Source organism: Vibrio sp. 947, assembly GCF_033339115.1.
Taxonomy (GTDB): Bacteria; Pseudomonadota; Gammaproteobacteria; order Enterobacterales; family Vibrionaceae; genus Vibrio; species Vibrio alginolyticus.
Map to the genome: position 1 here is coordinate 178,959 of NZ_JAWOTX010000003.1, position 18,399 is coordinate 197,357.

16 protein-coding genes are annotated in these 18,399 nt (G+C 42.8%); 9 read left to right on the forward strand and 7 right to left on the reverse strand.

Annotated features, from left to right (window positions below; genetic code table 11):
• Positions 1-126 precede the first annotated feature (126 nt).
• The gene (locus R7Q39_RS05205) at positions 127-759 is read right to left on the reverse strand and encodes a hypothetical protein (RefSeq protein WP_005376385.1); all 633 of its coding nucleotides are present in this window, start codon (positions 757-759) and stop codon (positions 127-129) included.
• A 183-nt stretch (positions 760-942) separates the two neighbouring features.
• Here R7Q39_RS05205 and R7Q39_RS05210 point away from each other — a divergent pair, with 183 nt between their 5' ends.
• The 3 genes from R7Q39_RS05210 (at position 943) to R7Q39_RS05220 (ending at position 2,465) form a co-directional block, all read left to right on the forward strand.
• Positions 943-1,185 (forward strand): DUF2164 domain-containing protein, encoded by a 243-nt coding sequence (locus tag R7Q39_RS05210; RefSeq protein WP_005390155.1) that lies wholly within the window; start codon positions 943-945, stop codon positions 1,183-1,185.
• Between the two features lie 174 nt (positions 1,186-1,359).
• Entirely contained in the window at positions 1,360-1,899 is a 540-nt protein-coding gene (locus tag R7Q39_RS05215) for a cytochrome b (protein WP_005390157.1), read from the forward strand.
• Positions 1,896-2,465 (forward strand): YceI family protein, encoded by a 570-nt coding sequence (locus R7Q39_RS05220; RefSeq protein ID WP_017634178.1) that lies wholly within the window; start codon positions 1,896-1,898, stop codon positions 2,463-2,465. The genes R7Q39_RS05215 and R7Q39_RS05220 overlap by 4 nt, the downstream gene beginning before the upstream one ends.
• A 137-nt stretch (positions 2,466-2,602) precedes the next feature.
• Here R7Q39_RS05220 and focA read toward each other — a convergent pair whose 3' ends face one another.
• The gene (gene focA / locus R7Q39_RS05225; RefSeq protein ID WP_064369261.1) at positions 2,603-4,054 is read right to left on the reverse strand and encodes a formate transporter FocA; all 1,452 of its coding nucleotides are present in this window, start codon (positions 4,052-4,054) and stop codon (positions 2,603-2,605) included.
• A gap of 301 nt (positions 4,055-4,355) precedes the next feature.
• On the opposite strand from focA, the gene R7Q39_RS05230 reads away from it, so the two are divergent.
• Both R7Q39_RS05230 and R7Q39_RS05235 read left to right on the forward strand, forming a co-directional pair.
• A complete protein-coding gene (locus R7Q39_RS05230) occupies positions 4,356-5,261 on the forward strand; it encodes a LysR substrate-binding domain-containing protein (protein WP_005376369.1) in 906 nt (301 codons plus the stop codon).
• Between the two features lie 227 nt (positions 5,262-5,488).
• Positions 5,489-5,971, forward strand: a complete 483-nt coding sequence (locus tag R7Q39_RS05235) for a DUF1097 domain-containing protein (protein WP_017634175.1) — start codon at positions 5,489-5,491, stop codon at positions 5,969-5,971.
• Between the two features lie 154 nt (positions 5,972-6,125).
• Here R7Q39_RS05235 and R7Q39_RS05240 read toward each other — a convergent pair whose 3' ends face one another.
• Positions 6,126-7,760, reverse strand: coding sequence for an ATP-dependent endonuclease (locus R7Q39_RS05240; protein ID WP_047103581.1), 1,635 nt, complete (start codon positions 7,758-7,760; stop codon positions 6,126-6,128).
• 268 nt (positions 7,761-8,028) lie between these two features.
• Here R7Q39_RS05240 and R7Q39_RS05245 point away from each other — a divergent pair, with 268 nt between their 5' ends.
• From R7Q39_RS05245 to R7Q39_RS05255, 3 genes are all read left to right on the forward strand, one after another.
• Positions 8,029-9,771: a bifunctional metallophosphatase/5'-nucleotidase gene (locus R7Q39_RS05245; protein ID WP_258659307.1), complete on the forward strand. Its 1,743-nt coding sequence runs from the start codon at positions 8,029-8,031 to the stop codon at positions 9,769-9,771.
• A 622-nt stretch (positions 9,772-10,393) separates the two neighbouring features.
• The gene (locus R7Q39_RS05250) at positions 10,394-11,413 is read left to right on the forward strand and encodes a TerC family protein (protein ID WP_318075848.1); all 1,020 of its coding nucleotides are present in this window, start codon (positions 10,394-10,396) and stop codon (positions 11,411-11,413) included.
• A gap of 279 nt (positions 11,414-11,692) precedes the next feature.
• Positions 11,693-11,884, forward strand: a complete 192-nt coding sequence (locus R7Q39_RS05255) for a hypothetical protein (RefSeq protein WP_005376351.1) — start codon at positions 11,693-11,695, stop codon at positions 11,882-11,884.
• 185 nt (positions 11,885-12,069) lie between these two features.
• Here R7Q39_RS05255 and R7Q39_RS05260 read toward each other — a convergent pair whose 3' ends face one another.
• The 4 genes from R7Q39_RS05260 to R7Q39_RS05275 all read right to left on the reverse strand — a co-directional run bounded on the left by R7Q39_RS05260 (position 12,070) and on the right by R7Q39_RS05275 (position 16,936).
• Positions 12,070-12,627 (reverse strand): PhnA domain-containing protein, encoded by a 558-nt coding sequence (locus R7Q39_RS05260; RefSeq protein ID WP_005376350.1) that lies wholly within the window; start codon positions 12,625-12,627, stop codon positions 12,070-12,072.
• Positions 12,628-12,916: 289 nt separating this feature from the next.
• On the reverse strand, positions 12,917-13,126 hold the full coding sequence (locus tag R7Q39_RS05265; RefSeq protein ID WP_005376349.1) for a YgdI/YgdR family lipoprotein: 210 nt from the start codon (positions 13,124-13,126) through the stop codon (positions 12,917-12,919).
• Positions 13,127-13,262: 136 nt separating this feature from the next.
• Positions 13,263-15,671, reverse strand: coding sequence for a VolA/Pla-1 family phospholipase (locus tag R7Q39_RS05270; RefSeq protein ID WP_318075849.1), 2,409 nt, complete (start codon positions 15,669-15,671; stop codon positions 13,263-13,265).
• Between the two features lie 20 nt (positions 15,672-15,691).
• Positions 15,692-16,936 carry an outer membrane protein transport protein gene (locus R7Q39_RS05275; protein ID WP_318075850.1) on the reverse strand — a complete coding sequence of 415 codons (1,245 nt, stop codon included), beginning with the start codon at positions 16,934-16,936 and terminating at the stop codon, positions 15,692-15,694.
• A 422-nt stretch (positions 16,937-17,358) separates the two neighbouring features.
• On the opposite strand from R7Q39_RS05275, the gene R7Q39_RS05280 reads away from it, so the two are divergent.
• Positions 17,359-18,387, forward strand: a complete 1,029-nt coding sequence (locus R7Q39_RS05280) for a site-2 protease family protein (protein ID WP_318075920.1) — start codon at positions 17,359-17,361, stop codon at positions 18,385-18,387.
• Positions 18,388-18,399 lie beyond the last annotated feature (12 nt).

An 18,399-nucleotide genomic window follows, 5' to 3' on the forward strand; every position in this document is an offset into this window, starting at 1 on the left:
ATTGGCAATGAATCTAAGTGTGCTCATTAACTCAAGCAAGAACGATGGTAATGGATGGGTAGTTTTGTCGAGTGATATCAAACAAATTGATGAAATAATTGATAATCTCAGCACTTCAATTTGATGCTACCATTGCAGTACGGCATACAACTGCAAATATTTTCTGACTAACTGCTGTTTGTTCGAACGCCGTAAAGGATGCCCAAACTTAATGTAACAAGGGCTAATACCGAATCGAGTGTCCAAAGATTGCGTGAGTTGCGACTCGCTGGTGTACAGTGTGATTCCTTGTTCTGTGTATTCGTTGATCTGATCGGGTAGTTCACCCATCCACCAATGAAGTAATTCTCGGCTCGTTTTGCTGCGACTTATCCAATGATCGCAAACCAAAAAGAGTAGGTCATTAGGCTGTAAGGCATAGCCATATTCACTCTGCCATTCCGTAATTGATGAGAGTAAGTTTTCCCGGCAAGATTTTCCGGCACTGACCATATGGTGACTCAGAACCCAGACAGTGCCAATGTCGGATGAAATTCGATAGTGATGGGGAAGGTCTGGAGAATCCAACACTTCGATTGGCTTTATCACGCAGTTGTATCCAAAGTGACGAAAAGTATGTTCCATCCTTCTTGAAAACGCGAGACCAAGATGATGCTCACTCATGCCTTGGTTATGCACCGCAGGGTAATGCTTTTCACACAGCTTAAGACAGTCGTCTTGAAAATCATTAACACTTTGAATAACTAGGTCGAGTAGCAAAGAATATCCCTTAATAATTACAAAACGAACTGCAAAAGGTTAGCATAGTCTTTTGAGAATAGACTAATTTACTTCGGCAACTTCTTGATCTAAACACCAAATTTCTCACAAATGACCGTGTCTAATCTTTAATAGAACAACACGAAAGAAGCAGAAGTTGAACAAAAATTTGAAAGGGAAAAAATGATAAAGCTAGAACGCGCACAAAAAGAGGCGCTGGCCACCGCTATTCAAGATTACATGCAAGACGAGCTAGATGTTGAAATTGGCCAGTTCGATAGTGAGTTTCTAATTGATTTTATTACAGAAAAACTAGGGCCAATTTACTATAACAAGGGTGTTGAAGATGCTAAGTTACTGGTTGAACGCAGAATGTTAGAAGTTTCCGAAGAGCTGTATGAGATAGAACAAGAAGTTAAGCTGTAAGTTTCAGTTTTACAAACGATTTAAAGTTCCTTCAAAAAATTCGAACAACTTGATAGATACGGTACCATTGGCTGGATGTAAATGATGGTAAATAATCTGTTTCATATGACGTAAATAGGTTAATGTAGTGTTTCTTGCTCAGCATTAACTTAGGAATATATCTAGGAACTTGAGATGGATACACTGGTAAAGAATTACAACCTTACTGCACGCGTGATGCATTGGTTATCAGCGCTGTGCATTATTGGTCTATTTGCAGTGGGTTTGTGGATGGTCGACCTTAGCTATTACAGCGAATGGTATCGAACTGCGCCGCATTACCATCGCTCTGTCGGTATTTTACTCGCTATTTTAACTTTGGCACGCATCGTATGGAAACATGTGACGGCGTCACCAAAGGTAGAAGGCAAACGTTACGAAGTGCTTGCTGCTAAAGCAGCGCATGGTGTCATGTACCTACTATTGGTCACCATCTTTGTTTCAGGTTACCTCATTTCAACGTCTGATGGACGCGGCATCGAAGTGTTTAATTGGTTCACCGTGCCAGGAGCGGGAGAGTTATTCCCAGGCCAATCAGATATTGCAGGTGAGATTCACTTCTATGCAGCTTGGGCAGTCATCCTGATTGCAGGTTTACATGCTATTGCTGCACTAAAACACCACTTTATCGATAAAGACAACACATTAAGAAAAATGTTAGGAGCTTCAAAATGAAAAAGTCACTTTTCGCTACAGGATTAGCTATCGCTATGGCACTGCCATTTGGTGCGCAAGCTGCAGATTATGTCATCGATACCAAAGGTGCTCACGCTTCAATCAACTTTAAAGTTAGCCACTTGGGTTACAGTTTCATCAAAGGTCGTTTCAATACATTTTCTGGTGACTTTTCTTTTGATGAAAACAACATTGCTGACTCAAAAGTAAATGTTGTTGTTGATACAACCAGCCTAGATTCAAACCATGCTGAACGTGACAAACACATTCGTAGTGGTGACTTCATCGATGCTGGTAAATACAGTGAAGCAACCTTTACGAGCACAAAAGTGGTTGATAAAGGCAATGGCAAACTAGATGTAACTGGTGATTTAACGCTACACGGTGTTACTAAGCCTATTACTATTGAGGCTGAATTCGTTGGTGCTGGCAGTGACCCATGGGGCGGCGAGCGCGCTGGCTTTGTTGGCAACACTCGCCTAGAGCTTGCTGACTTTGACATCCCAGTAATGGGTGCTTCAAGCTACGTCGATATGGAACTTCATATCGAAGGTATTAAGAAGTAATTAGTTCCTTTTAGATACACTAAAAGCGCTCTTCACTTGAAGAGCGCTTTTTTATTATCTTAATCACATCACTAACATCGATAAACCAGTCAGTGATAGCGATTGAAAGCCAATAGACGTTGTAAATGTTTAGCGAATTACGCTGTTTCTAACTCGCTTTTTTCCACTAGGTTTAAACGCTCACCAAAAATCGGGCGTAGTGCTTTTAATACTTCAGTACGAGTAACGACCCCGACCATCTGCCCATTTTCAAGCACAGGAAGCACTTGTGGCTTACTTACTTTGATACTTTTAGCGCGTTCTTCGAGAGACAAAGACGTCAAGCGAGTGGCAATACCCATACTGCTCGCTGGGTACAACTGCGCTTTATCGATACATAGGAACTCCACAACATCAACGAGGCGATCATCAGCGTCAATTGCGACCACATCTCGGCTCATGATGTCGACGACTTTTTGGTCTTTCACCGGAATGTAGTCCTCACACCATAGTTCTACCATCACATCGTGAGCAGAGAAGAAGCCAACTAATCGATTTTGTACGTCTACAACAGGTGCGCTAGTTACGTTGTTATCAAGTAACACATCCAGCGCGGCTGCAATTGGCGTTTCTGCACGAACGGTGACTGGTTTTGGGTTCATAATGTCTTTAACAAAAGAGGCATTTTTCATGGTGAAATCCTTAACTGACGACAGTGTTGTAGTTGTAGTGATAGAAGAAACATTCGCTGCTTTTAGTTCTGGTCGGCGAAAAATACACCAGTTTGAAAGGCCAACTAATACCGCTCCGCCGACGATGTTGCCAAGCGTGACAGGAATTAAGTTAGCGGTAATAAAGTGGCTAATGTTTAGGTCTGTGTATTGTGACGCGGGCACACCGACAGATGCCCAAAAAGATTCAGGTGCAAAATTCGCGATAACAATACCAAGTGGAACCATAAACATGTTCGCAACACAGTGCTCAAAACCGCTGCTGACAAACATTGCCACAGGCAAAATTGTCATTGCTGCTTTTGTCATTGCATTTGCAGAACTAAATGTCAGCCAAATCGCTAGGCAGACCAACAGGTTACAGAGAATACCGAGTGCAAACGCTTGAATGAGAGTGTGGTGAAGTTTGTGTTGTGCGATGTTAAGCGCATTTAATCCCCATTGACCGCCATCCATCTGATAAAGACCAGCAGCAGTAACCAGCGCAAGTAGGAACATCGCACCAATAAAGTTACCAACGTAAACTTTGCCCCAGATCGAAAGCATCTTACCGAACGAGATTTGCTTATTGGCCCAAGAAATACTGGATAGGACGGAGCTGGTAAATAATTCACCACCGCAGATCACGATGAGGATCAATCCCATGCTAAATGCGAGTCCACCAGCTAGGCGGCTCAAGCCCCAACCAGCGCCCGTACTGCCGGTGGTCACCGTGATGTAAAACAAGAATGCTAACCCGATGAACGCGCCGGCCATAATGGCGAGGCTTAATGTCATACTGCTGGTTTTGTTTGCCTTACTTAACGCAAATTTTTCCGCTTCAACCATCATCTCTTTTGGAGAAAAATACTGGTGATTTTGAGAACTGGTCACCGCCATATTGACTCCTTAATTTGTAATCGCATAAAAAATCCTTGGTTATTAACTCAAAAATGAAATTGTTGTTTTTATTAAGAGCCTCAATGACTTCGGTTTCAAAACCATTGAGGCTTGCGGTGTTCCCGAACCGCGTACTCAGAATAGGGAGAACGGTTAGTAAGGTAAAATTGATAATATTTAGAAACCTCATCAAATTAATTGATAACTTTACGGGGCTAGGTAAAATGAACTCTATTGCTTATTGGGGCATGCTTTAACAATTGTGGGAATTGGGAAATACCCACTAATAATGGAGGACACTTTGCGCTACTCACTTAAGCAATTAGCGGTTTTCGACGCAGTTGCAGATACCGGCAGTGTAAGCCAAGCCGCAGAAAAATTGGCTTTAACACAATCAGCGACGAGTATGTCGCTTGCGCAATTAGAGAAGATGCTTGGCAGGCCGTTGTTTGAGAGGCAAGGCAAGCAAATGGCGTTAACCCATTGGGGGATGTGGTTACGACCAAAAGCAAAACGCTTGCTACAAGATGCATTGCAGATTGAAATGGGCTTCTATGAGCAACATTTATTGAGTGGTGAGATTCGCATGGGAGCGAGTCAAACCCCAGCAGAGCACTTAGTTCCCGACCTTATCAGTATCATTGATAATGACTTTCCAGAAATGCGTATTTCCCTCGGTGTACAAAGTACAAAAGGGGTGATTGATGGGGTATTAGATTACAAGTATGACTTAGGGATTATTGAAGGGCGCTGTGATGATAACCGTTTACACCAAGAAGTATGGTGTCGTGATCATCTTACTGTTGTCGCAGCTTCTCATCATCCTTTTGCGCGTAATCAGTCTGTTAGCCTTGCGCAGTTAGAGCAAGCGAAGTGGGTACTAAGAGAGCATGGCTCTGGCACACGAAAAACATTTGATAGTTCCATTCACCACCTTATTGAAGATTTGGATGTGTGGCGCGAGTACGAACACGTTCCGGTGTTACGTAGTTTAGTTGCTAATGGTCAGTACCTTACTTGCTTACCGTATTTAGATGTAGAGCGATATATAGAAGCAGGTCACCTTGTGGCATTAAATGTACCTGAGTTAAAAATGGAAAGGACGCTTTCATTTATATGGCGTTCAGATATGGCAGAAAACCCATTAGTCGACTGCATTAAAAGAGAGGGGCTGCGAATGATGAAAGGGAAGCCTTCAGTTCTTTAAAGGTTGATTAAATATGCCTACGAGATGAGTTGGTTTATTCCCTAAATCTGTTGATTTATCGGTTGCGTCAAACTTTTAATGTAAATTGTGAAAATAATAATATCTTATTGTGATCAATATCACCGATAAGCTGAGCTGATGTATCTAACATGTGTCCTTGATTTCAATGTATGAAGGCAGTTATTGAACCATATAGGTACGATAATAGCCGAGTAGGTATGACTACCATGACGACACTTTTAGCTATTTCTATTACTACTGGAATTTTATCTGGCGTATGGGGTTGGATCGCCATCTCTTTAGGTTTGCTTTCTTGGGCTGGTTTTTTAGGTTGCACGAGCTACTTTGCAGCGCCAACGAGCGGATTGAAAGGACTAGGCATCAGCTTAATCACCAATATGACAGGCGTATTCTGGGCAATGGTAATTATTCACGGTTCCACTTACGTGGGGTTGGAAATTATTGGCTATGTGATTACCGCTATTGTGGCATTCTTCATGTGTATTCAAGCTAAACAGGCTTGGCTCGCGTACATCCCTGGTACTTTTATTGGTTCATGCGCAACATTTGCGGCTGACGGAAACTGGCAACTTGTCATTCCATCGTTGTTGCTAGGTGGTGTGTTTGGCTATCTAATGAAAGCGACAGGGCTATGGTTGCATACGAAATCAACCGCTACTTCTTCTTCGCTTGCTGAGCAAGCACAGTAGTGAACCCCCGATCTTATTGGTATCCACTGTGTATTGAGTTTTATCCCTCTCAATACCCTTAATCAAAATTAATGATGTTTGATACAAGCACACCAAATTGGTGTGCTTTTTTTTGTATTACAAGACAATACGCTGAGTGTAAAATACGTCTAACTCATGTATTGCCGTTGGCCATGGTAACAACGCGTTTAAGTGTCCAGCGCAGAAGAACAGGAATACACTCCATGCCTTTCTCTTCACAATGAGAAACAATAGCCAAAGCTAAGTCCGGTTTTGCATGTTTTTTCAAAACACGATTTACGACTTTTTTAGCAGGGATAGGGTGGTCATGAGGAACTTTGATGATGTCCTTAAAGAAAAGTTCAAAACCATTGTTGTACAGAAAGTGCTCGATGTCTCGGTCGGGTAACTCCGTAAGTCGATGCCTTTCCTGATCATGGTCGAGCTGTGCTCGCACTGCATGCGCGTACTTTTTCCCTGCTGGGTCGCCATCGGTAACGACATGCCAATCAATACCAAACTCTTTTGCTACTTTGATGAGTGATTTTAGACCTGATTGAGCAAACTCAACGATTTGAACCCCTTCGGCAGCCAAGTCATACCCGCATTGACGAGCCAGTTCATGAAAAAGCCAAACTTCGGTTTCGCCCTCAACAAGTAACCAGCACCGCGCAAATAATGCTCCTGAACGATGAAAACGAATATGGAAACCAATTCGGCGCAACTCATCTCGACCAAACTTTGTTGAGTTTAAACTCTTAGCGATGGTTCTGTCTGATAGCCGAATTAAACGTCGAATTGAATACAGTGGAACAGAACCGAGTAACGTGCCACTGTTGGTGGTTAATATCTTTTGCATTGGCAATAATTGCAATAAGGACCACGCTCTCGCTAGATGAGTTGGATGCAGTCGACCTTCTGGATCTTCAATGATCAGTATTGGTCTCGCACAGCGCCTTAAATCAGTGGGGCCCTTAGCTTGAAGATAGGCATTGAGTAACCCCATTAAGAGCAAGCGGCTTTGTTTGTCATTGGTTTCTTTCAAGAACTGACTCAAACCTTTATCAGAGGAAGGGCTTGTATAGAAAAGACCATCACGAGGTTTGCGTGGGTTACCTTTACTGACACTTCTGAACGCGAAATAGTGTTCAACAAGCGTTTGCATTGAGTCGAGGCTACTACGAATCTCACCTTTATTCACATGGCCAGGCATGGCCAATAAGCGTCGACAGGTGTTGTTGATTCGTTTTTCAATCCGAGCATTTTTACCATCGCCGTTGACATGGTTTAAATCAGGGAAGCGTCGGGAGTCACGTAGTCGGATTACAGGATGAAGTGTCATTAACTCAATAGCGAGTTTCTCTGAGTGGTGAAGTTTTTTGGGTTTGCCGTTATGATCCAAAAACGCGTACTCTGTATTAATGCCGTGCTCATCGCGAGACGCACTAATACGATAGTAAATGACTTGCTCACCATCTTCGTTGGTGCACCATGTAGGCTTTATGCGTCTGTAGCGTCCCGCTTTTACTTCGTTTTTATCCTGTGCTTTAAAACAAACAATGATCTGTAAGTGTTGTGTTTGTGGATGAGAAATTGAGTAGTCAACGTGAAAATCTTTCAGTTTGAATTGATACAATGAGCCATTGGCAGGTAATGCGATGGAAAGGGCATCGAGCAATGATGATTTGCCCCACGTGTTTTCACCGATGAGCGTGGTGAGTTCGTCAAAAGAGAGTGAAAGGCGTTTGATGCCTCTAAACCCGGAGATTTCGATGCGTTCTAGTCTCATCTCAATCCTCCTTGCAATTATTTGAATTATCGAGAGTTATTTTGCTACTCCTAAGCATATATGAATTCGGAATTTTTGAGTTAAGCTCAGTTCACAAAATTACGAGAGCCTCTTACTGAATAGAGACCGTTACAAGCGAGGCTTGCTTTCAAAGCCGGGGGACAGCATCGTGATCACTTAAACATGAAATCCTAAATCGCAGTTTCATAAAATTCATGATTCTGTCATGATTCACTTCTTATTATTATAAGGAATGAAAAAAGAGAAGATGAAGATGAATAACAATCATAAGCCAGTGAGAATCAAACTGGCACACATCAATGACACACATTCCTACTTTGAACCAACGTCATTACAGTTAAAGCTTAAGATAAACAATGAACTCACGCTAGAGCCCTATGTCAGCGCCGGCGGCTTTTCTCGTATCGCAACCAGAGTCGAGCAGTTAAGAGATGATGCTCAGCGCCAAGGTCATGGGATGTTGTTCCTCCACGCCGGAGATTGCTTCCAAGGCACGCTGTATTTCTCACTATTTAAAGGCAAAGCCAATGCCGACTTATTGAACGCATTAAAGATAGATGCAATGGCGTTAGGCAATCATGAATTAGATATGGGGAATGAGCCAGTTGCATTGTTTTGCCAACGTACTCAGTTCCCATTGCTTGCTGGCAACTGGGATTTATCCAATGAATCACTTAAAAAACCTCACCGTATCAGTGATTGCAAGGATGTATATAGTTACCAACCGGATACACAGAGCGCTCAATACATTGTTAAAGAATTCCATGGTGAGCGGGTCGCGATTTTCGGATTATCCATAGATAAAATGAGCGACATCGCAAACCCTGATGCAGACACGCCTTTTCACTCAGCAATTGAAACCGCCAAGGCGACCGTAAAACAAATTCATTCATCAGGTATAAAAAATATTATTCTTCTGAGCCACTTAGGTTATGAAGGTGATTTAGAGTTAGCTGAGCAAGTCGCAGGTATTGGTATAATTGTTGGTGGACACAGCCACCGGTTGCAAGGTGATTTTTCATCAATAGGGTTAGGACAAGACGATCCCTACGGTATCAAAATTAATGATACCTATGTGGTGCAAGCGGGTTTCCATGCTTTGACAATGGGGCACTGCGTCATTGAGTTTGATGAACACGGCAAAGCAATGATGTTGAGTGGACAAAATGAACTGTTGCTTGGCCGACGTATTTTTTGGGACTCGACGCTAAACCAACAGCTCGACCAAGGTGTATTCGAAACCGCGTGCGACTTCATCCATGGTCAACCGAATGTCGTGGTTTGTAAGAAACACCCGGAAACTCAAGCGATCCTGAGCGATAAATATATTCCTCAGGTCAGGCAGTTACAGTCACAAGTCATTGCTAGTGTTGACACCAAAAAGCGTCATGTGAGAATTCCCGATGAATTTGGTGAGAGTGAGTTGGCTTCCTCCGTTGCCCGATCATTTCTGCACTGTTTAAACAAACGTGGATATGACGTTCAATTTGCAATTCATAATGCGGGTGGCGTGCGAACCTCTTTGAACCCTGGCAACATTACAGTGGCAGACATTGCCGGACGGCTGTTGCCTTTTGCCGTTCCTATCGGCTTTTACGATGTAAAAGGCAGCGCTATTCGCCGTGCACTTGAAGGCGCGATAAATAATGCACTCAACAATGGCGTAGAAGGCACTGGATCTGGCAGTTATCCGTACACTTACAATTTAAACTTCGAGTACCACGCAGATGCCCCAAAAGGTGAAAGAGTTCAATCATTAGTGATTTTTGATGGTAAACAATGGGTAGGTGTTCAAGATGATGTTTGGTATCGAGGGACTTCTTCTGCCTATACGATGAAAGGGAAAGAGGGGTACGACGCATTGCAGGAGATGAAAGGAGAAGGGCGTGTGACCAGTTTGTCCATGGCTGATTGTTTTATTGAACTCCTGACCGATGAGCCAAACTGTTTGAATCAAAGTCACAAACTTTACACAAAGCGACGTCGATAATAGATACTGGTATTGATTTTGCTGCTCTCCACTTACTACATGGGTTGATGAGGATGGCAGTATGTGGAATAAAGATTGGGCAGATACGGCAGTCGTGGTTGCCTGGATCGCAATTTGGTCAACACTGGTCTACTTTGTGCCTCTAAGCGGCTTTTGAATTGCTAAGAATGTGGATGTTACAAAAGGGAGCAGTAATGCTCCTTTTTTGTATCTATCTTCCCCGTTAGGGCCCTAACTAATGAAGAGTTTGTCTTGAGCCATTTGCTGCTTTTTGTCTGTTTACTATAGTTCAGGTGGTTGAATCCATTTCTTTCTTTTTATAGTGCTTCCTGATTTTTGATAAGAATTTTATTTCGATAAGACAAGGTTTTTTTGTTGGAAAGCCTGACGCTCGGCGTTATTATGTCGGCGTTTGGGGAGTAGTTAGCGCAAGTTTACTTATCGTCATCTCGTTAAGCATCAGCTTATCCGGTAAGTAAAGGTGTTACGTGGTTCATTCACGTCAACACTTCAACGAGACCAACGCATTCATTGACTAGCAGCACATAATCGTTATGTGGCTGTTGGTTGTTATTGTCTGCGGAAGGTCACCAAACGAAGTCCTTCCGCCATGGGAGGAAATATGTCTCTTATCGAAAATACCACCCAATTGAGCCAATCGGTGCCTCTTCAAGAATCATTAGCGATGTATGGTGCTTTTGGTTTATTTACCCTTGTTCTTGTTACGCTTGATATCTATCAAACACGTGGTGGCGCTATCACGATGAAAAAAGCCATCGTTTGGAGTGTTTTTTGGTTCTTGCTTGCCTTTGTTTTTGCAGGTTCTATTTATTTATTCTGGGACTTTTACGCGCCACATAGCGCTTATACGAACGACAAAGCAACGATTTCATTCTTAACTGGTTACTTACTAGAGAAGTCGCTAAGCGTGGATAACTTGTTTGTGTTTGCCATCATCTTTGCACAATACAGTGTGCCGGAGCACTTGCGTCCGAGAGCATTGCTTTGGGGGGTGATAGGTGCGCTAGTTTTACGCGCTGTCATGATTGCGGTTGGTGCTCAGTTACTTTCACAGTATCACTGGGTATTGTACTTATTTGCTGCTTTTCTTATTTGGACGGGTGTTAAGCTAGCTCGCGACAAAGGCGAAGCAGAAGAGGTTAATCCATATCCGGAGCAGTTGATTCGAAAGGTATTGCCAGTTACAGATGACTACCAAGGAAATCGCTTAATCTTAAAGCAAGCTGGTAAGTGGGTGGCAACACCGATGCTGATCGTTGTTGGTGTCATTGCAGTAATGGACGTTATGTTTGCGTTGGATTCTATACCAGCTATATTCGCGGTAACGCGAGAGCCATTTTTAGTCTTAGCCGCGAACGTATTTGCATTACTGGGTTTGCGATCGCTGTACTTTGTTCTTCAAGCAATGTTAGACAAGTTTGTATACTTAAAACCAGCATTATCAGTAATCATGATGTTTATCGGGGTAAAAATGCTATTGGTTGGAACAGAATATGAGATTCCGACAACATGGTCTCTCACATTTTTAGTTGTTGTGATGACATCGGCAGTGGTGGCATCACTCCTAAAAAATAAAGCGAAGCGTCAAACTAGCGTTAATATTACTAATCAAAAAATATAAAGTAAGCACTAAAATCAAAAGAAATAACGAAAAATATTGTTAAATATATGTTGTTGCTTAAGGGGCGATTATGCAGGTAATGTTCAGTTATTCAATGTAATTACAGCAATTGTGATTATTTATGCCGTTATTATTCATTTGTATTTTTGAGTTTTGTAATGAGTTTGTTTTATTAGAAATTCTAATTTGAATGGGTAAAATTTGTCATTTCTTAAACAATAAGAAACTGACTAATATACAACCAACTAAACAGACTACTGCTTTTAAAGAGAGGCAATCATGGCACAAGCAATGCAAATGACAAATGTAGCTTTACCAACCTCTATGGATAAGAAAACCTACGCGGTTAACTTCAAAGGACTGATTGCTCACTTACTGGACATTCTATTTGTAGATAACACTGCGCCACGCAGTTACTACGCAGAAGACTTGTCAGCACATATTCAAAAAGACATCGGTATGTACCGTTAATATTGAAATAGTGTAAGAAATACCGGCCTATGAGCCGGTATTTTTTTATTTGTAAAACATGCCTACTCAACCTACGCCCTAGAAAAGAAACACTCTAGAGGAGGTAGACATGATAGTAGATTAAGTGTTGTATAGAAAAACGGGGCACCATTGGTGCCCCGTTTTGACATGACTGAAGTGCGATATTACTTCTTGCGGCAGTATTCTGCGATCACGTACATCGACTGACCACCATTTGCCTTACCCGAAACTAGCTTTGGATCATCGCCAAGGCTAATACCACGAATCACTGTACCTTGTTTGATTACTTGGTTAGTGCCTTTTACTGGTAGGTCTTTAATTACTGTTACATCGTCACCTTTCTTAAGTTCAGTGCCGTTACAGTCAACCGTTTTATCGTCAGCAGACATCCCTTTCATTGCCCAGTTCATTTGCTCTTCTTCCATGTACATCATGTCAAGAGCATCTTGAGCCCAGCTTTCTGTGTTTAGGCGAGTGAGTTGGCGCCATGCAGTCACTTGTACAGCAGGAACCTGGCTCCACATGCTTTCGTTTAGACAACGCCAGTGGTTAATGTCTTTTGGCTCATCGATCTCACCCAGACACTTATCACAAACCATAATGGCAGTATCAACCGTCACATTACCGTGAGGTGGGACAGCGTATGCAGTTAGTTGAGATTCAGAAGAACACAGTTCACATTTTGACTCGCAGCGCGCAAGCAGAGTAGCTTCAATAGACATAAGGACTCACCTTAGTAATGTTATTTTGTGGCGGTATTATCCACTTTATCCTGAGAAATAAAAGGGTGTTAGCGAATTAAAGATTAGATTTTACAATACTCCAACCTGATTAAGGTGAAGATGTAAAATATTCGCTAAATAAATAATACGGAAGTATAAAAGACACTATTAATTGTTTTGGTTTATGAATTGGTTGTGTCAATTTCTACAACGATTACAAACCTAAAAGAGGTAAATGTAGAGAGAGGGTGGCTAGAACATAGCCCTCTAATTTACAGAGGGCCTGTCGTTAACGTTCGACAATCTGGACAATTTGCTCTTTTGAAATACTCATTTCTTTACCATCCATGTCTTCATACTCGTACATACCCGTTTCCTCGTTCAGGTCTGGTTTACCGTAAGAGGTAATAATTTTCCCTTCATTTGTCGACATCAGATATTGGCTACTTCCGCATGCAGCAAGAAGTAATACAGTGGCAATAACAGTCAATACGCGCATAGAGTTTTCCTTTTAAACAAGTGAGTTAGGCAAAGACATCGTTTTAACTATAGCAGAGGAAATATGAGTGGGTTTGAATACAATTGAAATGAAAAAGCCCAGTAGAAACTGGGCTTTGGTAGGAAGGGCGTTACGATTACTTCAAAACAGAAGTGTTAGTGACACCTGTTAGTGTTTCATCCATCAAGAAGTCAGTGTTTTCCATCTGCATCTCTACATGATGATCAATATCAGACAGAGTGCCATTTGGCGAAGCAAAAGTACTGTGCGATGCAGTAGCATTAAACTGTACAAAGCTCGCAGTTGCATTCACAGTAGTGTCCGTACTGTTCACAGTCTTCAACCCTAGCTTATTAGCGAGCGGTTCAGTACCCGCGAATGGTGCATTTGGAACGCTGTTTGGTACTGTGCTATCGCCATCCACTTCTGTCATAAAGAATGGTGTCGTTAGCGAACCAGATGCCACTAAATCTGAAGCGTTTGTGAACGGATCGACAGTGTCTAGTGTAGTCTGTGCTGCATAGATAAATTGTGAAAAACCTGCTTCTAGCGCTGCTACTTGAGCTTCCGTTGCCGCAGCCTCAAATGCTTCGTAACATGTTTTATCTTCTAGATCCGCACATGATGCATCAGCGTAATTCGCATAGTCTTTTGATGCTGCATAAGCGAGGTTATGTTTGATCTGAGGGCCGTAATTGTCTGAACCCAGTAACAAATTACCAATTTGTCCACCAGAGTTCTGTACTGATGCAGAACTAAAGGTGTACAGTGCATCCGCAGTAGGGCTGCCCAATGTATTGTTTGCTGCTGCGACGGCAGATGTAGCGACAATACCGCCAAGTGAATGACCTAGCATTTTGACTTTTGAACCCGTCATTGGGTTGAAGCCTTGCAGAGGACCTCCAGCTAAAAGACCGCCTTGAGCAGATACTACCAAGCTAGCGCGCAAACCTAACACATCCAGAACACTTTGACGTAGGTTGTCACGCGCAACGGCTAAGTTGGAAAGATTTAGATAAGCCAGTACATTCGCATTTGCGGAACGTTGTTCATCTAAGCTGCGCGTACCATGAATAGGTAAGTCAATAGCGATAACTGCCACACCTGCTTTTACCATATTGAACGCGAACGCGTACGCATTCTCTTTCGCAGAGGTGATGCCGTGTTGATAAATCACAACGTCTGTCGCGACGCCAGATTTAGGTGTGAAGACCAGTACTTCGACATCTTCAACCGATTTCACTACGGGAACAGGCGAGTAGCGAGTAATAATACGCTCACTATCAAGCTGGGTACCATCGGTAAGAGTAAGCTTAGCTCCAACAAGTTTTAGCTGCTCTGTAGGATCTGTAGCAAGCTTTGTCACATCAACAGGATCATTTGCAAAAACGCCTGTTGATAGCTGCTGAACCATGTTTGCTTGCTCGTTCGGATCCGCTAATGCTGCGCTTAGCTTCGCTAGGCTTGGCATCGCAGATACCATTGGTTGCATGTTCCAGCTTGCGCCTTTTTCCAAGTAATGAGGCAGTCTTACCACACCTTGTGTCACGCTTACATCGGCACCTGATTGCATGTAAAGGCCTTTAATTGCCGTTTTAGCTGCGTCTAGATCGCTAATGTATTTACTAAAGTCATCGTCAGAGTCTAGCGCAGTGCTAAAGTCTTGGGTTTCACCGAGCGTTATTGTGTAGGCCGTTGATAAGTCTACTGAACCTTCGTTTGAGTCATTTTTGTAAACGGTATTTAGTGTGTTTGCGCCGGTAGAAAAACCAGTAGCGGTTACTCCTTTGACTGCCGCTAACGTATCACCTACAGACTGGGTACTGAACCATGAGGAGTAAACGATGTCGTTAGGGTCAACTTGAGCTAAACCAAAAATGCCTTCAACCGCTTGTGTCACCGCTTGAACAGAAGCAAGAGCACCAGTTTCATAAACGATTTCTTTCGATTTACCTGTCGCGTAACTGGCTGATGTACCGATTGGCTCACCATTCACGTCAGTAACATCTTGTGTAACCGCAAAAATGTACTCGCTTGACTCATCAAGTGAAGCCAAGAACTGGATGTATAGAGAGTTACCTTTTGCTTGAACTACGTAGTCCTGATTCTGAACGAGTACCTCTTCGATTGGGTTAGATTTACCGTCCCACTCGGTTAAGCGTTGGTTAATCTTGATGACTTTAACACCAGACGGCAACATGCCCGTTGCAAAACCATCGCCGTTGAAGTTAAGAACGATTGGCATAGACGTTGACCATCCATCCATCGTATTCATCGAGGCTCTAGGGTTGGTTAAAGCATCATCGCCATCAGTTGGCAGACCAAGCGTACCATCGCTTGTGTCCATTAATAAGTAAGACGGTGCCGGTACATCTGCGTTCGCTCCTTGAAGCGTAAAACTGATGGATGTTTCGCGATCAAGCAATGCTTGGACTTCATCTTCAAATTGAACTTTGTCGGAAGTACCAGAACTGGAGGTATCATCACCACAACCAGCAAGAAGGATTGCAGAACAAAGCATTGATAACTTAAACGTGTGTTTCATTGGTTTACTCCGTAATCCCATTATTTGAAGGTGTAGTTCATCTGTACCGCGCTGATGTAAGCAGTACCTTCTGAGTCAAACTTAATCTCTTCACCCAGAGCATTCGTCTCAGTGAAAGAGCCTGATTTACTCTTAACAAGTGCAAAGCCTGCATCGAAAGTTAAATTCTCATTCATTGCGTAAGTTAGGCCCGCGCTGTACCAAAAACGGTCACTGTCAGGGATACTCAATGTCGCTTCACCTGCTTGTTCGTCGTACGCAAAACCTGCACGGAATGTCCAATCCGCATTGAGGGTGTAAGTTGCACCAATAGAATAACGGTTGTTGTCTTCGTATTTCTCTGGTTTGTAGAAACATTGACCAGCAGTTCCATCATTACATTGAGGACTCGTCGCTTTCAGTTCTTTAAATGTGCTCCAATCGGTCTGTTGCCAGCCGTAATGTACTGCCCATTGTTCATTCAGTTGATGGAAAGCCGATAATTCGATAATTGAAGGGAGAGAGATTTTTAAACGGCCATCCACTTTTGGTGATGGAGCTCGGCCTGAGTCGTAACTACTAAACTCACCGTCGTCAAAATCTAGATCAACTTTAGAACGGTAACCAAAGCCAAAACGGTTGTTTTCATTTAGCTCGTACAAAGCGCCAATATTCCAACCCCAAGCAAAAGTTTCGCCTTCCATGCCGACAAGGTTATCGGACTTATTACCACCTAAAATTCCGGCAAGTGCGCCTTTGTGGCGAGTCAGCTCTGCTTCAGCGTATACTAGGTTGATACCACCACCGACACTGAAAGACTCGTTGATACGGTAAGCGACATTAGGGTTGATGTTTACTGAAAGTAGGGAAGTGTCACCCGCCATATCACCAGCGGAAATATCATTTGGATAGTCAGTAGCAACACCGTATGTTGTGAACATACCGATACCCCAAGCCCAGTTATCATTGATAGGGCTGATGTAATAACCTGCTGGCACGATCTGTAAAGGGGCGACATCTTTCGCGTGTTCATTGTTTACAGTGTCGTACACATCGACTTCAGGGTCGATGATAGATAACGCGCCCGAAAATTGAGCTTCTTTGAAAAGTGTCATTGCTGCAGGGTTACGAGCAAGGACGCTGGCATTATCTGCGACAGCCCCTTCACCTGAAAATGCTCGACCAAGACCAGATGCCGAATGTTCAGCTACCTGGAAGCCCGCTGAGTGGGCATTACACGCAAACAATATTGAAATTGTAAGCAGAGAGCAGTGCTTCTTGTTCATCCTTGACCCTCCTAGGGTGTCATAATGCTGGACCGAAGTCCTTGTAATTGTTGTGTGGTACTTACACCAATTGTTAATACGCGAAATACAACGGTGATGTAAATGTAATGTTAATTGTATGTTTAATAACTTGTCAAAGTTTGAGCGTATTTTGCGTTTTAAATATGATGCATAGGTCAAACGATGGCTTGTAAGGGCATGTATTATCGTTATATTTTTGAAGAGAATGGTACGACCAGAATTGTTTTGCGAGCTTTATAGTTAAATAACGATCAAATCAAGAGATAGCTCGCTTTGCTGTTTCTTCACTTCACAGGCATAATTCGCGCTCGCTATGTAGTTATTCAATAGACGCAATAGGAACCGCATTGGAATTACTGAATGTTGAATTTTTAGGTCGTTCGCTAAGGCTCGAAGGATCGATGGCTGGGTGGCAGCAGTTATATTGGGATAATACGTTGGTGTCTCAAATCGATGCCAGTGACAATACCGCAGAGACTTGTCTACACCAGTTTAGGCTCTCTGCGGGTGAGGAAATCCTGAACTGTCATTTAGAGTGTTCTTTAACATGGCAACCGTTTGAATTGAGTTACAAGGTCACAATTAACGGTGAGCTCATCAATGAAGGTTGTCGAAATGAAAAAGACATCGAGCGCCAAGTGCCAGAAGTTACGCCACCATCCGAAAAGCGTTTAAGTGTAATAGGCCTCGTATCTCTTGGGATGAAAGCACTTAAAAGTGCGAAAGTTATTAAAGTGGCGTTAGCGTCTGCAAGTCTCGCTGCATATTCTTGGCTATTTTCCATCGAGTTCGCGCTAGCGTTGATCGCTTGTTTGGTTTTTCATGAATATGGTCACATTAGAGCGATGAAGTATTTTGGAATGAAGACCAAAGGAATCTATTTGATTCCATTCCTAGGTGGTTTGGCGCTAAGTGACGAAAAGATAAACACGCGCTGGCAGGATGTGGTTATCTCAATCATGGGACCATTTTTCGGTTTAGTACTTAGTGTTGTTTTTACTTTGCTTTATTGGATGACTGGTGAGGTGATCTTCGCTGGGCTTGCTGTGTTTAACGCCTTGCTAAACCTATTTAATCTGCTGCCTATTTTACCATTAGATGGTGGCCATGTGCTCAAAAGTATTACCTTCTCAATGAATACTTGGGTCGGGTTAGTTGGCAGTATTGCGACCGCTTTATTCGGCATTTTTATCAGTTACTATTTCGGTCTGACATTGCTAGGGTTTTTATTGTTAATGGGAATGTTGGAAGTGGTGATGGAATGGAGAGCTCGACATCAAAGCCATTTATTGCCATTAACCCGTTATGGGCAGCTATTCTCACTGGCTTGGTACTTGGTCTCTGTCGGAGGTTTTGTTTCTATCATCTGGTATTTTGCCACTCTCGGAGATAGTTTGTTAAGTTTGCCGCTACAGATATTGGGCACTTGATTAGAATCATTA